This window comes from Limobrevibacterium gyesilva, from assembly GCF_025989185.1.
Lineage (GTDB): Bacteria > Pseudomonadota > Alphaproteobacteria > Acetobacterales > Acetobacteraceae > Limobrevibacterium > Limobrevibacterium gyesilva.
The window spans coordinates 60,749-76,120 of the sequence record NZ_JAPDNT010000011.1 but is presented as its reverse complement, the minus strand read 5'-3'; the positions used below and the strand labels follow the sequence as shown (position 1 = coordinate 76,120).

The 15,372-nt window shown below is 69.8% G+C and carries 13 protein-coding genes and 3 tRNA genes; 11 read left to right on the top strand and 5 right to left on the bottom strand.

The features are described from left to right. Positions 1–3 precede the first annotated feature (3 nt). Positions 4–450, bottom strand: a complete 447-nt coding sequence (phnG, locus tag OL599_RS14380) for a phosphonate C-P lyase system protein PhnG (RefSeq protein ID WP_264714485.1) — start codon at positions 448–450, stop codon at positions 4–6. 105 nt (positions 451–555) lie between these two features. Here phnG and phnF point away from each other — a divergent pair, with 105 nt between their 5' ends. From phnF to OL599_RS14365, 3 genes are all read left to right on the top strand, one after another. Continuing rightward, entirely contained in the window at positions 556–1,308 is a 753-nt protein-coding gene (gene phnF / locus OL599_RS14375; protein ID WP_264714484.1) for a phosphonate metabolism transcriptional regulator PhnF, read from the top strand. Positions 1,309–1,316: 8 nt separating this feature from the next. Continuing rightward, entirely contained in the window at positions 1,317–2,474 is a 1,158-nt protein-coding gene (locus tag OL599_RS14370; RefSeq protein ID WP_264714483.1) for an alpha-D-ribose 1-methylphosphonate 5-triphosphate diphosphatase, read from the top strand. 144 nt (positions 2,475–2,618) lie between these two features. After that, positions 2,619–3,050: an acyl-CoA thioesterase gene (locus OL599_RS14365; RefSeq protein WP_264714482.1), complete on the top strand. Its 432-nt coding sequence runs from the start codon at positions 2,619–2,621 to the stop codon at positions 3,048–3,050. A gap of 8 nt (positions 3,051–3,058) precedes the next feature. Here OL599_RS14365 and OL599_RS14360 read toward each other — a convergent pair. After that, positions 3,059–3,134, bottom strand: a tRNA-Asn gene (locus OL599_RS14360). 171 nt (positions 3,135–3,305) lie between these two features. Here OL599_RS14360 and OL599_RS14355 point away from each other — a divergent pair. Both OL599_RS14355 and OL599_RS14350 read left to right on the top strand, forming a co-directional pair. Next, positions 3,306–3,389: transfer RNA gene (locus tag OL599_RS14355), tRNA-Leu, on the top strand. 211 nt (positions 3,390–3,600) lie between these two features. Next, on the top strand, positions 3,601–5,952 hold the full coding sequence (locus OL599_RS14350; protein ID WP_264714481.1) for a hybrid sensor histidine kinase/response regulator: 2,352 nt from the start codon (positions 3,601–3,603) through the stop codon (positions 5,950–5,952). Between the two features lie 60 nt (positions 5,953–6,012). On the opposite strand, the gene OL599_RS14345 is transcribed toward OL599_RS14350, so the two are convergent. After that, positions 6,013–6,086 (bottom strand) — tRNA-Cys (locus OL599_RS14345). 142 nt (positions 6,087–6,228) lie between these two features. Between OL599_RS14345 and OL599_RS14340 the strand changes: the two genes are divergently transcribed. From OL599_RS14340 to OL599_RS14315, 6 genes are all read left to right on the top strand, one after another. Continuing rightward, a complete protein-coding gene (locus OL599_RS14340; RefSeq protein WP_264714480.1) occupies positions 6,229–6,897 on the top strand; it encodes a protein-L-isoaspartate O-methyltransferase family protein in 669 nt (222 codons plus the stop codon). Positions 6,898–7,082: 185 nt separating this feature from the next. Then, the gene (locus tag OL599_RS14335; protein ID WP_264714479.1) at positions 7,083–8,528 is read left to right on the top strand and encodes a TolC family outer membrane protein; all 1,446 of its coding nucleotides are present in this window, start codon (positions 7,083–7,085) and stop codon (positions 8,526–8,528) included. Positions 8,529–8,559: 31 nt separating this feature from the next. Then, positions 8,560–9,129, top strand: coding sequence for a DUF2497 domain-containing protein (locus OL599_RS14330; protein WP_264714478.1), 570 nt, complete (start codon positions 8,560–8,562; stop codon positions 9,127–9,129). Between the two features lie 65 nt (positions 9,130–9,194). After that, positions 9,195–11,888 carry a valine--tRNA ligase gene (locus tag OL599_RS14325; protein ID WP_264714477.1) on the top strand — a complete coding sequence of 898 codons (2,694 nt, stop codon included), beginning with the start codon at positions 9,195–9,197 and terminating at the stop codon, positions 11,886–11,888. 387 nt (positions 11,889–12,275) lie between these two features. Continuing rightward, a complete protein-coding gene (locus OL599_RS14320; RefSeq protein ID WP_264714476.1) occupies positions 12,276–13,736 on the top strand; it encodes a glycosyltransferase family protein in 1,461 nt (486 codons plus the stop codon). Between the two features lie 103 nt (positions 13,737–13,839). Then, on the top strand, positions 13,840–14,214 hold the full coding sequence (locus OL599_RS14315) for a YXWGXW repeat-containing protein (RefSeq protein WP_264714475.1): 375 nt from the start codon (positions 13,840–13,842) through the stop codon (positions 14,212–14,214). Between the two features lie 14 nt (positions 14,215–14,228). Here the strand turns inward: OL599_RS14315 and OL599_RS14310 are convergent, their stop codons facing one another. Both OL599_RS14310 and erpA read right to left on the bottom strand, forming a co-directional pair. After that, entirely contained in the window at positions 14,229–14,999 is a 771-nt protein-coding gene (locus OL599_RS14310; protein WP_264714474.1) for an exodeoxyribonuclease III, read from the bottom strand. A 6-nt stretch (positions 15,000–15,005) separates the two neighbouring features. Further along, on the bottom strand, positions 15,006–15,362 hold the full coding sequence (gene erpA / locus OL599_RS14305) for an iron-sulfur cluster insertion protein ErpA (protein WP_264714473.1): 357 nt from the start codon (positions 15,360–15,362) through the stop codon (positions 15,006–15,008). Positions 15,363–15,372 lie beyond the last annotated feature (10 nt).

The following is a 15,372-nucleotide window of genomic DNA, read 5'->3' as shown; positions in this document are numbered from 1 at the left end:
CTGTCAGCGCATGGTTGCCATGGTGAAGAACTGCACCCGGGTGGCCGCTGCACGGCGTGCGGCCTCCGCACGGGCGGCGGCCTGCTCCTGTGCGAGCCTCGCGACCACGTTGCGGTGCAAGGCGTCGTGCAGCGCCGGGTCCTGCAGGGCGGCATCGATGCGCGCCGCCAGCTCGGCGTGCCCGCCGTCGCGCCCGGCGACATAGGCGTGACCGATCTGGCCGCCGCTGCGCACGGTGCAGCGCGTCACCGTCATCTCGCCCAGGTTGAACGCCGCCCCCCCGCCGCCGGCGCGGCCACGCGTCATCACCAGCCCGGTCTCCGGCCCGCGCAGCGTGACGTGGTCGGGCAAAGGCGGGCAGTCCGCCAGGCACCGGCGCATGTCGTCGGCGCTGGCGCGGGCCAGCACGGACATCCAGTGCCGGCGGGCGGCGGTGTCGTCGGTTTTCATGCAGGCGCGACCCGTATTGGTTTAGATGTCTAGACAGCTAGACCCCAAGCCCGCTACCGTCAAGCCGTGTCGCACGACCGCAGCCGCCGGATGGATGAATTTGCCATGACAACGCCCGATCGCAGCGCCGGAGCCGAGCTGATCCGAGCCGAGCCTGGCGTGGCCCTGTGGCGCCGGATCGTCCACGTCATCGAAGCGGAGATCACCGACGGTACCCACCCCCCCGGCGCAAAGCTGCCCACCGAGGCGCAATTTTCCGCCCGCTTCGGCGTCAACCGCCACACCGTCCGCCGCGCGCTGGAGGAGTTGTCGCGCAGCGGCCTGGTGCGCGTGGAGCAGGGCCGCGGCAGCTTCGTCGCCGAGGACGTGCTGGACTACGCGGTGGCGCCGCGCACCCGCTTCTCCGAGTGGATCCGCCGCCACAACAAGGAGCCTTCGGGCCGCATCCTCGATCTGCGCGAGATCGCCGCCGACGCCACCGTCGCCGCCGGGTTGGGCATCCGCACCGGCGCGCGGGTGATCCGGCTGGAGCGGCTGGGCATGGCCGATGGCCGCCCGGTCAGCCTCGGCACCCACCATTTCCCGGCCGCCCGCTTCCCTGGCCTGCTGGCGGCGTTGCAGTCCGCCGTCACCATCACCGAGGCGCTGGCCCGGGCCGGCGTATCCGACTACCGTCGCCAGGTGACCCGCGTCACCGCCCGCCTGCCGCAGCCCAACGAGGCCGAACTGCTGCGCACCCCGCGCAACCGGCCGCTGCTGATCACCGAGAACGTCAATGTCGACCAGAACGGCGCGGTGGTCGAATTCGGGGTGTCGCGCTATCCCACCCCGCGCGTGCAGATCGTCTTCGAACCCTGAGGAAATACATGCAACCTTTACGAATCGCCGGCGGGCAGGTGCTCGCGGGCGGAGGGCTGGCCGAGGCCGACCTGCTGCTGGTGGACGGGCATATTGCGGAGGTCGGCACGACGGCGCAGGCCGCGCGCACCCTGGACGCGCGCGGCCTGCTGGTGCTGCCGGGCATCGTGGACATCCACGGCGACGCCTTCGAGCGCCAGGTGCAGCCGCGGCCCGGCGTCGGCTTCCCCTTCGACCTCGCGCTGGAGGACACCGAGCGGCAACTGCTCGCCAACGGCATCACCACCGCCTTCCACGGCGTCACCCTGTCCTGGGAGCCCGGCCTGCGCAGCCTGGAGACGTGGCGGGGGTTGCTGGATGCGTTGCATGCGCGCGACTGGGCCTGCGACATGCGGGTGCACATGCGCTGGGAGGCGTTCAACCTCGATGCGCTCGACACCGCCCTGGCCGACATCGCCGCCCGGCGGGTACATCTGCTGGCCTTCAACGATCACACGCCGTCGATCCTGAAGAAGCTCGGCGACCCCGTCACCGCGGCCAAGTACAGCGACCGCGCCGGCATGGACCTCACGGCGTTCCGCACGCTTGCCGAGCGGGTCGGCGCCCGCGCCGCCGAGGTCGAGCCTGCGCTGCACCGCCTGGCCGAGGCCGCCCGCAGCGCCGGCCTGCCGATGGCGAGCCACGACGACGACACCGTCGCGGCCCGCGACGCCTTCCGCGCCCACGGTGCCCGCATCTGCGAGTTCCCGATGGCCGAGTCGGTGGGGCAAGCGGCCCGCGCCGCCGGCGACCACGTGGTGATGGGCAGCCCCAACGTGGTCCGCGGCAGGTCGCATCTGGGCTGGGCGTCGGCGGCAAGGCTGGCCGAGGCGGGCATCTGCAGCGTGCTTTCCAGCGATTATTTCTACCCCTGCCTGCTGCGCGCGCCCTTCATTCTGGCGCGCCGCGGCGTTCTGGACCTGCCGGCGGCCTGGAACCTGGTCTCGGCGAATCCGGCCGCGGCCACGGGCCTCGACGACCGCGGCACGATCGCGCCCGGCCGGCGCGCGGATCTCGTGCTGGTGGCGGCCGATGCCGGAGCTCCGCGGCTCGTCGCAACCATCGCTCACGGGCGGATGGCGCAGCTCGGACGGGAAGGCTGGCACCGGCTGTCGCCGTCCGGCTGACCAGGCGGCCGGTGCCCAAGGGCGCGCTCACGCTTTCGCGTGCGCCCTTGATCGGCCATGCTGCAGCGCAACATACAGGCGTGACGGCGGAGGAGACGCGTCCACCGAAGCTGCATTTTCGCTCTGGATGGAAGGAGGTCCGCCATGCCGCACGCAATCCTGCCCGAGGCCGAGATGGCCGGCCCGACCGGCGAGTTGGCGTCGCGTCAGCTCGCGATGCCCGCCGACACGAATCCGTGGGGGCACATCTTCGGCGGCTGGATCATGGCGCTCATGGACGCATCCGCCGTGATGAGCGCGGTCAGGCGGGCCGACGGTCCCGTGGTCACGGCCGGTGTCAGCAACATCCACTTCCTGCAGCCCGTGCATGTCGGCGACTCCGTGTGCTGCTACACGCGCGAAGTGCAGACAGGGCGCACGTCGATCACCTATGCGGTGGAGGTCTGGGTGCTGCGCGGTGGCCTGGGCGAGCGGATCAAGGTGACCCAGGCCGAATTCACCTTCGTCGCGGTCGGCGAAGGCGGCCAGCCACGGGTACTTCCCGCGCCCGAGGGCCAGGGCCGGCAGACAGGGTGAGGGCGCACTGGCTCCCGGAGCAGGACTCGAACCTGCGACCCAGCGGTTAACAGCCGCTTGCTCTACCAACTGAGCTATCCGGGATCAGCGCGGGCGCCGATATAGCGAAGCCTTGCCCCGGATGCAAACCCGGATCTGGCACCGCCGCGAAACTTTCCCGCAGGCCCCGCGCGGCCGATGTTTGCGCTGGCAAGGCAACGGCATTCCTGTATGTTCCGGCCGCCGGCGGCACCCCCGCCGGTGGGCTTGGCGTGGGCGAGAGTGGCGGAACGGTAGACGCAGTCGACTCAAAATCGACCGGCGCGAGCCATGGGGGTTCGAATCCCCCCTCTCGCACCACTGCCGGCGCACGCTCCCCAGGTCTCTTCCTCGCCCCCCCGCCGACGTCGCACCTGCGTGCCGCCCTCGTCATATTTACGCAAAAATCTTGCAATTGCCTTAACAAAGCTCGCCTAGTCTTGATTTCCGTTGCGAAGGCATCATGCGGCCTATGCCGCTGGACACCTTGATGCGCGGCCGATTCCGGCAGCGCGAACGTGCAGGCGGAGAGATGGGAACAGTCGTCGCTCGGACCAATCTGCTGACCCGTCTGCTGATCCTTATTGTCGTCGCAACGATTCCGCCCATGCTGGTCATGGCGTATATGCAGCAGAGCCTGCGCAACGAGGGCCGCCAGCGCATTGCCGAGGAGGCCTTGCGCCAGGCCGAGCTGCTGGACGCGGACATGTCCAACGTCGTCGAGGGCGCGCGCCAGCTCAGCCTCGCCATCACCCATTTCGCCACGGTGCGCAACGGCGACCCCGCCTGCCGCCGCAGCCTGGAGGGGCTGCGCGCCGACCTGCCGAGCTACGAGGTGCTGAGCGTGATCGCCGACGATGGGCAGATCATCTGCACCACCGACAGCGGTGCCGGCCCGTTCGCCGGCGCCGCTGCCATCGCGCATGTGCGCGACGTCATCGGCCACGGCAAATTCGAGACCGGCACGTATACCCCGGCCACGCCGACGCGCCGGGCGCTATTGCCGTTCTGCATGCCGTTCACGCTCAAATCCGGCCGGCATGCCGTGGTGGTCGTCGGCCTCAGCCTCGACTGGCTGGGCGCGCATCTCGGCGACCTCAAGCGCCCGCCCGAGAGCACCATCGGCATCGCCGACCGCGACGGCACCACGATCGCCCGCTTCCCCGACCACGACAAGTTCGTGGGCAAGCCGTTCCCGCCGCCGGTGCGGCCGCTGTTCAGTGCGCCCAGGCGCGGCAACGCAGTGGTGATGGGCTATGACGGCAAGGAGCGGCTGGTCGGCTTCGTTCCGGCCAGCGATGGGCCGGTGCACATGTTCGTCAGCATCGGCATGTACCTGCCGGGCATACTGGCGGAACTCGATCGCGAGACCATGCGCGGCACCGTGCTGATCGCCGTCGGCGGGCTGATCTCGCTGCTGCTGGCGCTGGTGTTCGGCCAGCGTTTCGTCCGCCGCCCCACCGCGACCCTGCTGGCCGCTGCCCGCCGGTGGTCGTCCGGCGACCTGTCAGCGCGCGCCAGGCTGGACGAGCCGCCCGGCTCGGAGTTCGGCAGTCTCGCGCTGGCGTTCAACGACATGGCCGCGGCGCTCGGCCAGCAGCGCGCCGAGCTGCAGAACCTGAACGCGACGCTGGAGGCCCGGGTGGAGGAGCGCACCCGCGACCTCAGCGAGAGCCGCAACCGCCTGCAGGTCGAGATGGCCGAGCGCGAGAACACCGAAGCGACGCTGCGCCAGGCGCAGAAACTCCAGGCCGTGGGCCAGCTCGCCGGGGGTATCGCGCATGATTTCAACAATCTGCTGACCGCGATCGTCGGCGCGCTCGACCTGCTGCGCGGCCGCCTGCCGGCTGGGCAGGAGAGTTTGGTGCGGCTGGTCGACAATGCGCTGCTATCGGCCGAGCGCGGCGGCAAGCTGACCGGCCAGCTGCTGGCCTTCTCGCGCCGCCAGCGGCTGCTGCCGGTGCCGTCCGACCTCAATATGACCGTGGTGGCGCTGTCGAACCTCCTGGGCAGCACGCTGGGCCGCTCCATCCGCATCCAGACCGACCTGGTGCAGGATTTGTGGCCGGCGATGGTCGATCCCAGCCAGATCGAGGCGGTGATCATCAACCTCGCCATCAACGCGCGCGACGCCATGCCCGATGGCGGCGTGCTGACCATTGCCACGCGCAACGTGACCCTGGGCGTGGGCGGCAACGTCGCGCCTGGCGACTACGTCGCGGTCCGCGTGTCCGACACCGGCACCGGCATGGCGCCCGAGGTGATGGCCCGCGTGTTCGAGCCGTTCTTCACCACCAAGGAGCCCGGCCGCGGCTCCGGCCTCGGCTTGTCGCAGGTGCATGGCCTCGCCATGCAATCCGGCGGCGACGTGCGTATCGAGAGCAAGCCGGGCGAGGGCACGACGGTCACCCTGCTGCTGCCGCGGGCCAAGGCCATGCCGGCCATGCCCCGCCCGGATCCGCTGTCGGGCCGCGCCGGCCCGCGCCGCCGCGCCCGCATCCTGGTGGTGGACGACGACAGCGACGTGCGCCAGATGACCGGCGAGATGCTGTCCGAGCGCGGCTATGCCGTCGAACTGGCCTCGGGTGGCGAGGAGGCGCTGGCGATCCTTGCGCGCGACGGCGGATTCGATGCCTTGCTGGTGGACTATGTCATGCCCGGCATGAACGGCGTGGCACTGATCCAGGCCGCCCACGCCATCCGCCCGGGCCTGCGCACGCTGATGATCACCGGCCATGCCGAGCTGCAGGCGGGCGAGGCGATCGGGGCGGAGAGCATTCTGCGCAAGCCGTACAATATCGCCATCCTGGACGAACGCCTTGAACGCCTGCTGGCCCGCCCGCTGCTGCGCGCCGTGCCGGGCGGCTTGTCCGGCACGGCGTGACGCGGCGCGGGGGCATTCGCGCCGCGAACCCTCGAATTGTTCAGGATGTTGCTGAACCGTTGGAGGTCCGGGCGGGAATCGAACCCACATTCGCGGATTTGCAGTCCGCTGCATCACCACTCTGCCACCGGACCGTCGCTGACGGCGGCAGGGTTATTGGGCCGCCAGCCGCATCCGGTCAAGGGGGGGCGTCTCGGCGGCTTTGCGATCCGTCCGCCACGCCCGTATAAGATCGCCCGCCGCGCAACCGCCCCAGCCTGTCAGAGACCCGCCCGCATGGATCACTCCGCTGCCGACACCCAAGCCGCCCGCAACCTGATGGTCGACGGGCAGGTGCGCCCGAACAAGGTGACCGACCGGCGTATCGTCGACGCCATGCGCGCGCTTCCACGCGAGCGCTTCGTGCCCGCCCGGCTGGCGCCGCTGGCCTATTCCGATGATGACGTGAACCTCGGCAACGGCCGCTTCCTGATGGAGCCGATGGTCATCGCCCGCCTGGTGCAGGCCGCGGCGGCGCGGCAGGGCGACCGCGCCCTGGTGGTCGCGGCGGGCAGCGGCTACGGCGCCGCCCTGCTGGCCGCCTGCGGCGCCCAGGTGACCGCGCTGGAGGAGGATCCGGCGCTGCTGGGGCTGGCCCGCTCGGTGCTGCCGGAGATGGCGCCGAGCGCCGCCATCGTGTCCGGACCGATCGTGGCTGGCTGGCCCGGGGGCGCGCCCTACGACATCGTGCTGATCGAGGGCGCGGTCGAGGAAATTCCGCCCGCCATCGCCGCCCAGGTCAAGCGCGACGGCGGCCGGCTTCTCACGGTGCGCGCCATGGTCGGGGGCCTCGGCCTGGCGGTGCTGGCCGAGCCCACCCAGGGCGGCCTTTCCGTCCAGCCGCTGTTCGACTGCGCCACCCCGGTGCTGCCGGCGATGCGCCGCGCCCCCGGATTCGTCTTCTGAACGGCGACCGGCCGGGCTGACGGCCCGGCGCCCTCTGCACAGGCCAAACCCCTGCTGCACCGCAAAACCATGGCGCCGGAGACGGGGCTGTGGCACATCTTGTCATGCCATGCGACGATCCCGGCGGAATGGTGGCCGGGGTCATGCGCGGGCCCCACGGAACGGACGACGGAGTTGAGCGGATGATGCGGCGGAGCAGCCAAGGGATCGGGGTTCTGGGCATCGGACTTGCGGCGGTCGTGGTGGTCGCTGCCGGGGTGCCTGGTTCCGCACGGGCCGACATTCGTACCCTGCAGGATGCCCTGGCGCTCGCGTATTCCACCAATCCGACATTGCTGGCCGAGCGCGCCAATCTGCGCGCGACAGACGAGAATGTGCCGGCGGCGCTGTCGGGGTGGCGGCCGCAGGTGTCGATCAGCGCCAATGCCGGCTATGCCGACGGCACCACCATCAACCACATCACCCAGGTCAACAACGTCCCGCTGCCCACGCCCATAAACACGCGGAACAACGCCCTGCGCGGCACCAACACGCAGCAGCTCACGGTCACGCAGCCGCTGTATCGCGGCGGCCAGACCCGCGCCAGCACCAACCGCGCCGAGAACCAGGTGATCGCCGAGCGTGCCCGTCTGATCGTGCAGGAGCAGACCACCTTCGGCGCCGTGGTCACCGCCTACGTGAACGTCATCCAGGCCGAGCAGGTGCTGGCCCTGAACGTCAACAACGAACAGGTGCTGACCCGCCAGCTGCAGGCCACCAACGACCGCTTCCGCGTTGGCGAGATCACGCGCACCGACGTGGCCCAGGCCGAGGCCGCCTTGGCCGGCGCCACCGCCACGCGCGAGACCGCCGAGGGCAACCTGGCGACCGCGCGCGCCCAGTTCCAACAGGTCGTGGGCGAACTGCCGGGCAAACTGATCGAGCCGCAGCCGCTGCGCTTGCCCACGAAAACGCTGGAGGAGGCCAAGCAGCTGGCCAACGGCAACAATCCCGCAGTGATCGCCGCCCTGTTCGACGACGCCTCCGCCAAGGACAATTTCGACCTGCAATACAGCAAGCTGATGCCCAATCTCAGCCTGCAGGGCCTGCTGGCCCGCGCCGAGGACACGCAGACCCAGAACCAGACGACGAAGACGGCGCAGATCGTGGCTGCCCTCACTGTGCCCATCTACCAGGGTGGCTCCGAATACGCGGCCATCCGCCAGGCCCGTCAACAGCAGCAGCAGACCCGCCAGCGGGTCGACGACGCCCGCCGCACCACCCAGCAGCAGATCGTCAGCGCCTGGGAGACCTATTTCGCCGCCAAGGCCACGATCGAGAGCACCCGCCAGCAGGTGCGCTCCAACGAGATCGCCCTGGAAGGCGTGCAGCGCGAGGCCATCGTCGGCAGCCGCACCACGCTTGACGTGCTGAACGCCGAGCAGCTGCTGCTCAACACCCGCGTCACCCTGGTGCAGAACCTGGCCGCCCTGGTCAACGCCTCCTATCAGGTGGGGGCCGCGGTCGGGCGCCTCAACGCCCGCGACCTCAGCCTGAACGTGCCGCTGTACGACGAGACGGCCTACTACAAGGCAGTGCGCAACAAGTGGATCGGCACCGGCGACTACGCCACCGACCAGCCCGGCCGCTGAGCGGTCGGGCGCAGGGACGAACGGCAGCATCATGAGCGCATCGCACCCGCCCCAATCCGGCGGCCCCGCCGCATCCCCGGCGGCCGGCGCCGCGGACCCGTCGATGGAGGACATTCTCGCCTCCATACGCCGCATCCTCAGCGAGGACGATCCTGCCGCCCCGCTTGCGGGGGGGCAAACACCCGCGCCGCAGGACGGATCGCATCGGCCGGTCGCTGGCGACGTGCTGGCTTTGGATGCCTCGATGATCGTCGGCGACGAGCGGCCGACGATTGCGGGCCCTCCGCCCGCCGCGGCCACGTCGGCCGCCGAGACGCCGGCCGATCCCGCGCCGGCGCCGTCTGCTGCCCCCACTCCCGCGGCCCTGGTGGCGCCCGAAGCAGCCGCCGCCGCTGCCGCGTCGGTCGGCGCGCTGCTGCGCACCCTGATCGCCGAGCGTGAACAGATCGCCGTGCATCGCGGCGGCCCCACCATCGAGGACCTGGTGCGCGAGGAGATCCGCCCGCTGCTGAAGCAGTGGCTGGACACCAACCTTCCCGTCCTGGTCGAACGGCTGGTACGCACCGAGATCGAGCGCGTCGTCGGCCGCGCCGTCTCCTGACCCTTTTTCCTTCCGGCCAGCATTCGGCCCTGCCGGGTGCGGCAGCACCGAACGAGCACGGACCCATGCTGAACAAGACCTATTCCCCTGCCGAGATCGAGCCCCGCCTGTATGAGGGCTGGGAGTCGTCCGGCGCCTTCGCCTGCGCGCCCGACAGCAACGCCCAGCCGTTCACCATCATGATCCCGCCGCCGAACGTCACCGGCAGCCTGCACATGGGGCACGCGCTCACCTTCACCGTCCAGGACACGCTGGTCCGCTGGCGGCGCATGCAGGGCCGCGACGTGCTGTGGCAGCCCGGCACCGACCACGCCGGCATCGCCACCCAGATGGTGGTGGAGCGGCTGCTGGCCGGGCAGGGCGCCAGCCGCAAGGAACTCGGCCGCGAGGCGTTCATCGAGCGGGTGTGGCAGTGGAAGGCCGAATCCGGCGGCACCATCACCCGCCAGCTCCGCCGCCTCGGCGCCTCGCTCGACTGGCCGCGCGAGCGCTTCACCATGGACGAGGGCCTGTCCAAGGCGGTGCTGGAGGTGTTCGTCACCCTGCACCGCGAGGGCCTGATCTACCGCGACCGGCGGCTGGTGAACTGGGACCCGAAATTCCAGTCCGCCATCTCCGACCTCGAAGTCGAGAACAAGGAGGTGCGCGGCCATCTCTGGCACATCCGTTATCCCGTCGCCGAGGAACCGGGCCGCTTCATCACCGTGGCCACCACCCGGCCCGAGACGATGCTGGGCGATACTGCGGTGGCCGTGCATCCCGAGGACCCGCGCTATCGCGACCTGATCGGCAAGCATGCCATCCTGCCGCTGGTCGGCCGGCGCATCCCGATCGTGGCCGACGAATACTCCGACCCCGAGAAAGGCACCGGCGCGGTGAAGATCACCCCCGCGCACGACTTCAACGATTTCGCGGTCGGCCAGCGCCACCAACTGCCGATGCCGTCGATCCTGGACAAGGAAGCCCGCGTCACCCTGGCCGACATCAGCGCCGCGCTCGCCGCCGTTCCCGGCGTGGCCGCCCCCGATTTCGTGCGCAGCCTGGAAGGGCAGGACCGCTTCGCCGCCCGCAAGGCCATCGTTGCCGAGCTGGAGCGCCTGGAGCTGCTGGAGAAGACCGAGCCGCACACCCACCAGGTGCCACACGGCGACCGCTCCGGCGTGCCGATCGAGCCGCTGATGACCGTGCAGTGGTACTGCAACGCCGGGGTGCTGGCGAAGCCCGCCATCGAGGCGGTGGAGCAGGGCCGCACGAAGTTCGTGCCGCAGCAATGGGAGAACACGTTCTTCGCTTGGATGCGCGACATCCAGCCCTGGTGCATCAGCCGCCAGCTCTGGTGGGGCCACCGCATTCCCGCCTGGTACGGCCCGGATGGCCATGTGTTCGTCGAGCGCAGCGAGGAAGAGGTCATCGCCGCCGCCCGTGCCCATTACGGCGACGACCGGCCGCTCGCCCGCGACGAGGACGTGCTGGACACCTGGTTCAGCTCGGCGCTGTGGCCGTTCTCCACCCTCGGCTGGCCGGAGCAGACCAAGGAACTGGCGCGCTACTACCCCGGCGACGTGCTGGTGACCGGCTTCGACATCATCTTCTTCTGGGTCGCCCGGATGATGATGATGGGCCTGCACTTCATGAAGGACGTGCCGTTCCGCGCCGTGCATATCCACGGCCTGGTGCGCGACGAGCGCGGCCAGAAGATGAGCAAGTCGAAGGGCAACGTCATCGACCCGCTGGAGCTGATCGACCGCTACGGCGCCGACGCGCTGCGCTTCACCATCTGCGCGCTCACGGGACCCGGCCGCGATGTGAAGCTCGGGCCCGCCCGCGTGGAGAGCTATCGCAGCTTCGTCACCAAGCTGTGGAACGCCGCCCGCTTCTGCGAAATGAACGGCATCGCGCCGGACCCGACCTTCGAGCCCGCGCAAGCGACGCTGCCGCTCACCCGCTGGATCCTCGCCGCGCTGTCCGACGCCATCACCGAGGCGACCGGGGCGCTGGAGGCCTACCGCTTCAACGACTACGCCGCCGCCTGCTACCGCTTCACCTGGAACACGTTCTGCGACTGGTTCCTGGAATTCGCCAAGCCGGCGCTGAGCAACGCTGCCGGCGCCGAAGCCGCCGAGGTGAAGCGCACCGCCGCCTACGTGCTTGGCCAGATCCTGCGCCTGCTGCACCCCGCCACGCCGTTCGTGACGGAGGAGTTGTGGGACCGCTTCGGCTACGGTCCCGAATGCAGCCTGATCCGCGCGCCCTGGCCCGAGCCCTTCAGCGTGCCCGGCGCCGCCGAGGCCCGCGCCGAGCTCGACTGGGTCGTGCGCCTGATCAGCGAAGTGCGCACCGTGCGCGCGGAGATGAACGTGCCGCCGTCGCAACTCAGCCCGATCCTGCTGAAGGATGCGCGCCCGGACACGCTGGCCCGCGCCGCAAGCTGGATGGAGGCGATTTCCCGCATGGCGCGCGCCTCCAGCCTCGGCCCGCTGGACGGCGAACTGCCCAAGGGCGCCGCCCAGGCCGTGGTGGACGAAGCGACCGTGGTGCTGCCGCTCGCCGGCGTCATCGATCTTGCCGCCGAACGCGCCCGCCTGCAGAAGGAGCGCGCCAAGGCCGCCGGCGAGGCCGAGAAGATCGCGAAGAAGCTCGGCAACGCCGATTTCGTCGCCCGTGCTCCCGAGGATGTGGTGGAGGAAAACCGCGACCGGCTGCAGGCCGCGCACAACGAAATGGCGCGGCTGGATGCGGCGTTGCAGCGGATTGCGTAAGCGAGGGAAGGTGGCGCCCGCCGGCGCCGGATCGCCTCCTGTTCCCATGGGCGAGAGCGGCGGGATGAAGGGCAACGGGACCGGTATTCGCGACGGGTCGGTGGCCTCGCCCCCGCGCGCCGGTGATGTGGCCATTGACCGCGCCGTCCCCGCCACCGCCGCGTCACCTTGATACCGGCTTAACGCGCGGCATCGTTGAACTGCGGCATGGACGCTGCAAGTTCATCACCGGCCACATCGCTGGCCTGCGCTTCCACCGCCATGAGGGACGCACCCACCGGGCCCGCCGCGGAGCTTCCTGCGAAGGTTTGGGGTGCGCCCGACCTCGTGCGATGTAAATCCCACATTCCGCAGGCGCGAAGCGGCCGCAACCTTGCCCTCGCGACAGTGCTCGGTGTCGCGCTCGGGTTACGGCTATGGGTGGTACTGACGCACACCTATATCATCTTCCAAGACGAAACGTTCCAGTATCTGGAGCAGGCGCACCGCCTCGCTTTTGGCAGCGGCGTCGTGCCGTGGGAGTTCATCGACGGCATTCGGTCCTGGCTGCTGCCCGGCATGATCGCCCTTGTTATGCGGCTGACCGCGTTGGTCAGCCCGGATCCGTCGACATATGTGCTCGTGGTCCGGATCTGCGTCATCGCCGCGTCGCTCAGCGTGCCGTATGTCGGGTTCCGAATGGCAGAGCAGCGCTGCGCTTTGCCTGGCGCCGTGGCTGTCGGCCTGCTCTGCGCCTTCTGGTTCGATCTCGTCTACTTCGCTCCGGCCGTGCTGACCGAGGTGATGGCGACCTATGCCGCGTTCTGGGCCATCTGGCTGGGCGATGTCCAAGCGGGCGGTAGCCCCTCGCGGCGCCGTCTCATGCTGGCTGGAGCATTGTTCGGGCTGGCGTGTTGCTTGCGCTACCAGTATGCGCCGGCACTGGCGCTCGCGGCGTTGTGGCAACATGGCCGCGACCATACCCGCCTCGGCACCGTCCTCGTGGGCACCCTTGCGGCCTTGGCATTGACCGGCGGCTTGCTCGACACGCTTACCTGGGGTGCGCCATTCCAGTCGGTATGGCTGAACTTCAGCCGTAACGCGGTGCAAGGCGTGGGCGCCGCGTTGGGTGTCGAGCCCTGGTACTATTTCCCTGCCTATTTCTCGGTGGCGTGGAACATTGTTGCACCATTGCTGTTGGGGCTCATGGTGCTTGGTGCGACGCGAATGCCTGCCCTGGCATTCGCAGCGGTGGCGACCGTGGCGCTGCACTCGATGACGCCACACAAGGAGATGCGGTTCATTTTTCTGGCATCCGCAGCCATGCCAGTACTGATCGGACTCGGCACTGCGTCGATGCTGCAAAGCGTGATACGCCTGCGCCGGGCCGCGACCGTTCCAACGGCGATCGCGGTGGCGGTCGTCATTGCCGGTGCGGTGGCCACGGCGACCGCTACGCGGGCCTATCCGGCCAATGCCTGGCACCGCGACCGTTCCGTTGTCCAGGCGTTCGATGCCGCCCGCTCGGAGCCGAATCTATGCGGGCTGGGGGTACGGACGCTGTCGGTCTATCGCAGCGGCGGCTACACCTACCTGCACCGCGACGTGCCTATCTATTTCGAGACCTTCGAAGCCGTTCAGCAACTGGAGACCTTGCCATTCCGGTTGCGACTGCGGTTGGTGTTGAACGGGCAGCCGGTGCCGCAATATCCGAACGAGCAACTCGCCAGAAACAGCGGGCGGTTCAATTTCTTGATCGGGCGGCCAGGGGACCGCCTGCCAGGGTTTGAAACCACAGCCTGCTTCGGCGCGGGCAGCCCTGATGATCCCGCGATATGCGTGTTCCGCCGGCCCGGCGGGTGCGACTGAGGCGGCGACCGGCCCGATGGGCGCCACCCGATGCGCCCAATCCGCCAGACGTGAACGCACGGAACCGTTTCACCTCTCGCGCAGACGGTCTAGGCTGCCGTTCATGCGCGCCCTGCTTCGATCCCTGATCCTCGCGATGCTGTCGCTCGTGGCCCTGTCCGGGGGCGCCCAGGCACAGCCCGCCGGCCTTTACGATCCCAGTATCCGCCCGCCGCCCCGCCCCGAACTGGTTCCCCCCGCGCCGGGCCGCGGCTATGACTGGGTGCCGGGCTATTGGAGCTGGAACGGGTATCAATACAACTGGGTGCACGGCCGTTACCGCCAGCACCGGCCCTGGTCCTACCGCTATGTGAAGGGGAATTTCGAGGGCGGGGGCGGCCTCGTCACGTTCGTGCCCGGCCATTTCGACGCACCGCCGAAGCCGGACCCGCTCGTCCAGCCAGACCCGCCGATCAACCCGCGCGTGCTGCCGCGCTGACGCGGCCGGGGCGTTCAGGCCAGTTCCACCACCACCGGCACATGGTCGGAAGGCTGGTCCTCGCCACGCTCGCGGCGGTCCGGGCTGGCGGCCGTCAGCCGCTCGGCCAGCGTGGGCGACAGCAGCGCATGGTCGATGCGCAGCCCCTGGTCGCGTGGCCAGGCGGCGGCCTGGTAGTCCCAGAACGTCCAGGCCGGCCCGGTCGGCTGCAACGCCCGCACCGCATCGGTCAGCCCCAGCCAGAGCATCGCCCGGAACTTCGCCCGCGTCTCCGGCCGCACCAGCGCGTCGGTGGGCGGCAGCGCGCCCGGCGCCAGGTCGGCATCGGTGGGGCAGACGTTGAAGTCGCCCAGGATCGCCAGCGGCGCATCCACGTCCAGCAACGCCGCCGCACGCCGGCGCAGCAGGTCCATCCAGGACAGCTTGTAGGCATATCCCGCATCGCCGCCGGAATTGCCGTTGGGCAGATAGATGCCGATCACCGTCACGCCGTCCGCGGCCAGCTCGATATACCGCGCCTGCGCATCGTCCTCCGGCAATCCCGGCAGGGCGCGATGCGTCACCTCGAACGGCACGCGCGACAGCACGGCGACGCCGTTATAGGCCTTTTGTCCCACCGCCTCGGCGCGGTATCCCAGCGCCTGGAAGCCCAGGGCGGGGAAGGCCGCGGTCTCGCACTTGATCTCCTGCAGCACGAGAATGTCCGGCTGCACCTGCTCCAGCCAGCGGCGGACATGCCCCTCGCGCTGGCGGATCGAATTGACGTTCCAGGTGGCGAGCTTCACGCGCTGTCAGGCCACAGCGAAGCTGGTGCCGCAGCCGCAGGACGAGCTGGCATTGGGGTTGCGCACGGCGAAATGGCTGCCCATCAGCGCGTCGGCGTAATCCAGCTCCGCGCCGGCCAGCAGGTCCAGGCTTGCGGGGTCGATGAACACGCGCGCGCCGTTGTGCTCGATCACCAGGTCGTCCTCCGCCTGGGTGCGATCCAGGTCGAAGCGGTACTGGAAGCCGCTGCAGCCGCCGGCCAGCACTTCCACGCGCAGGGCCGCGTCGCCGCCCTGGGCGGAGACGATCTCGGCGATCCGCTCGGCCGCGCGGTCGGTCAGCCGGAACGGGGCGAGGGAGACGGAATCCGTGGTGCTGTCCATGCGTGCAACA

Excerpts from the sequence above, each read along its gene's own strand:
- OL599_RS14330 (WP_264714478.1), top strand. The coding sequence starts at position 8,560 with ATGAGCGCATCGCACCCGCCCCAATCCGGCGGCCCCGCCGCATCCCCG.
- OL599_RS14315 (WP_264714475.1), top strand. The coding sequence starts at position 13,840 with ATGCGCGCCCTGCTTCGATCCCTGATCCTCGCGATGCTGTCGCTCGTG.
- phnF (WP_264714484.1), top strand. The coding sequence starts at position 556 with ATGACAACGCCCGATCGCAGCGCCGGAGCCGAGCTGATCCGAGCCGAG.
- phnG (WP_264714485.1), bottom strand. The coding sequence starts at position 450 with ATGAAAACCGACGACACCGCCGCCCGCCGGCACTGGATGTCCGTGCTG.
- OL599_RS14335 (WP_264714479.1), top strand. The coding sequence starts at position 7,083 with ATGCGGCGGAGCAGCCAAGGGATCGGGGTTCTGGGCATCGGACTTGCG.
- OL599_RS14365 (WP_264714482.1), top strand. The coding sequence starts at position 2,619 with ATGCCGCACGCAATCCTGCCCGAGGCCGAGATGGCCGGCCCGACCGGC.
- OL599_RS14325 (WP_264714477.1), top strand. The coding sequence starts at position 9,195 with ATGCTGAACAAGACCTATTCCCCTGCCGAGATCGAGCCCCGCCTGTAT.
- erpA (WP_264714473.1), bottom strand. The coding sequence starts at position 15,362 with ATGGACAGCACCACGGATTCCGTCTCCCTCGCCCCGTTCCGGCTGACC.
- OL599_RS14370 (WP_264714483.1), top strand. The coding sequence starts at position 1,317 with ATGCAACCTTTACGAATCGCCGGCGGGCAGGTGCTCGCGGGCGGAGGG.
- OL599_RS14340 (WP_264714480.1), top strand. The coding sequence starts at position 6,229 with ATGGATCACTCCGCTGCCGACACCCAAGCCGCCCGCAACCTGATGGTC.
- OL599_RS14350 (WP_264714481.1), top strand. The coding sequence starts at position 3,601 with ATGGGAACAGTCGTCGCTCGGACCAATCTGCTGACCCGTCTGCTGATC.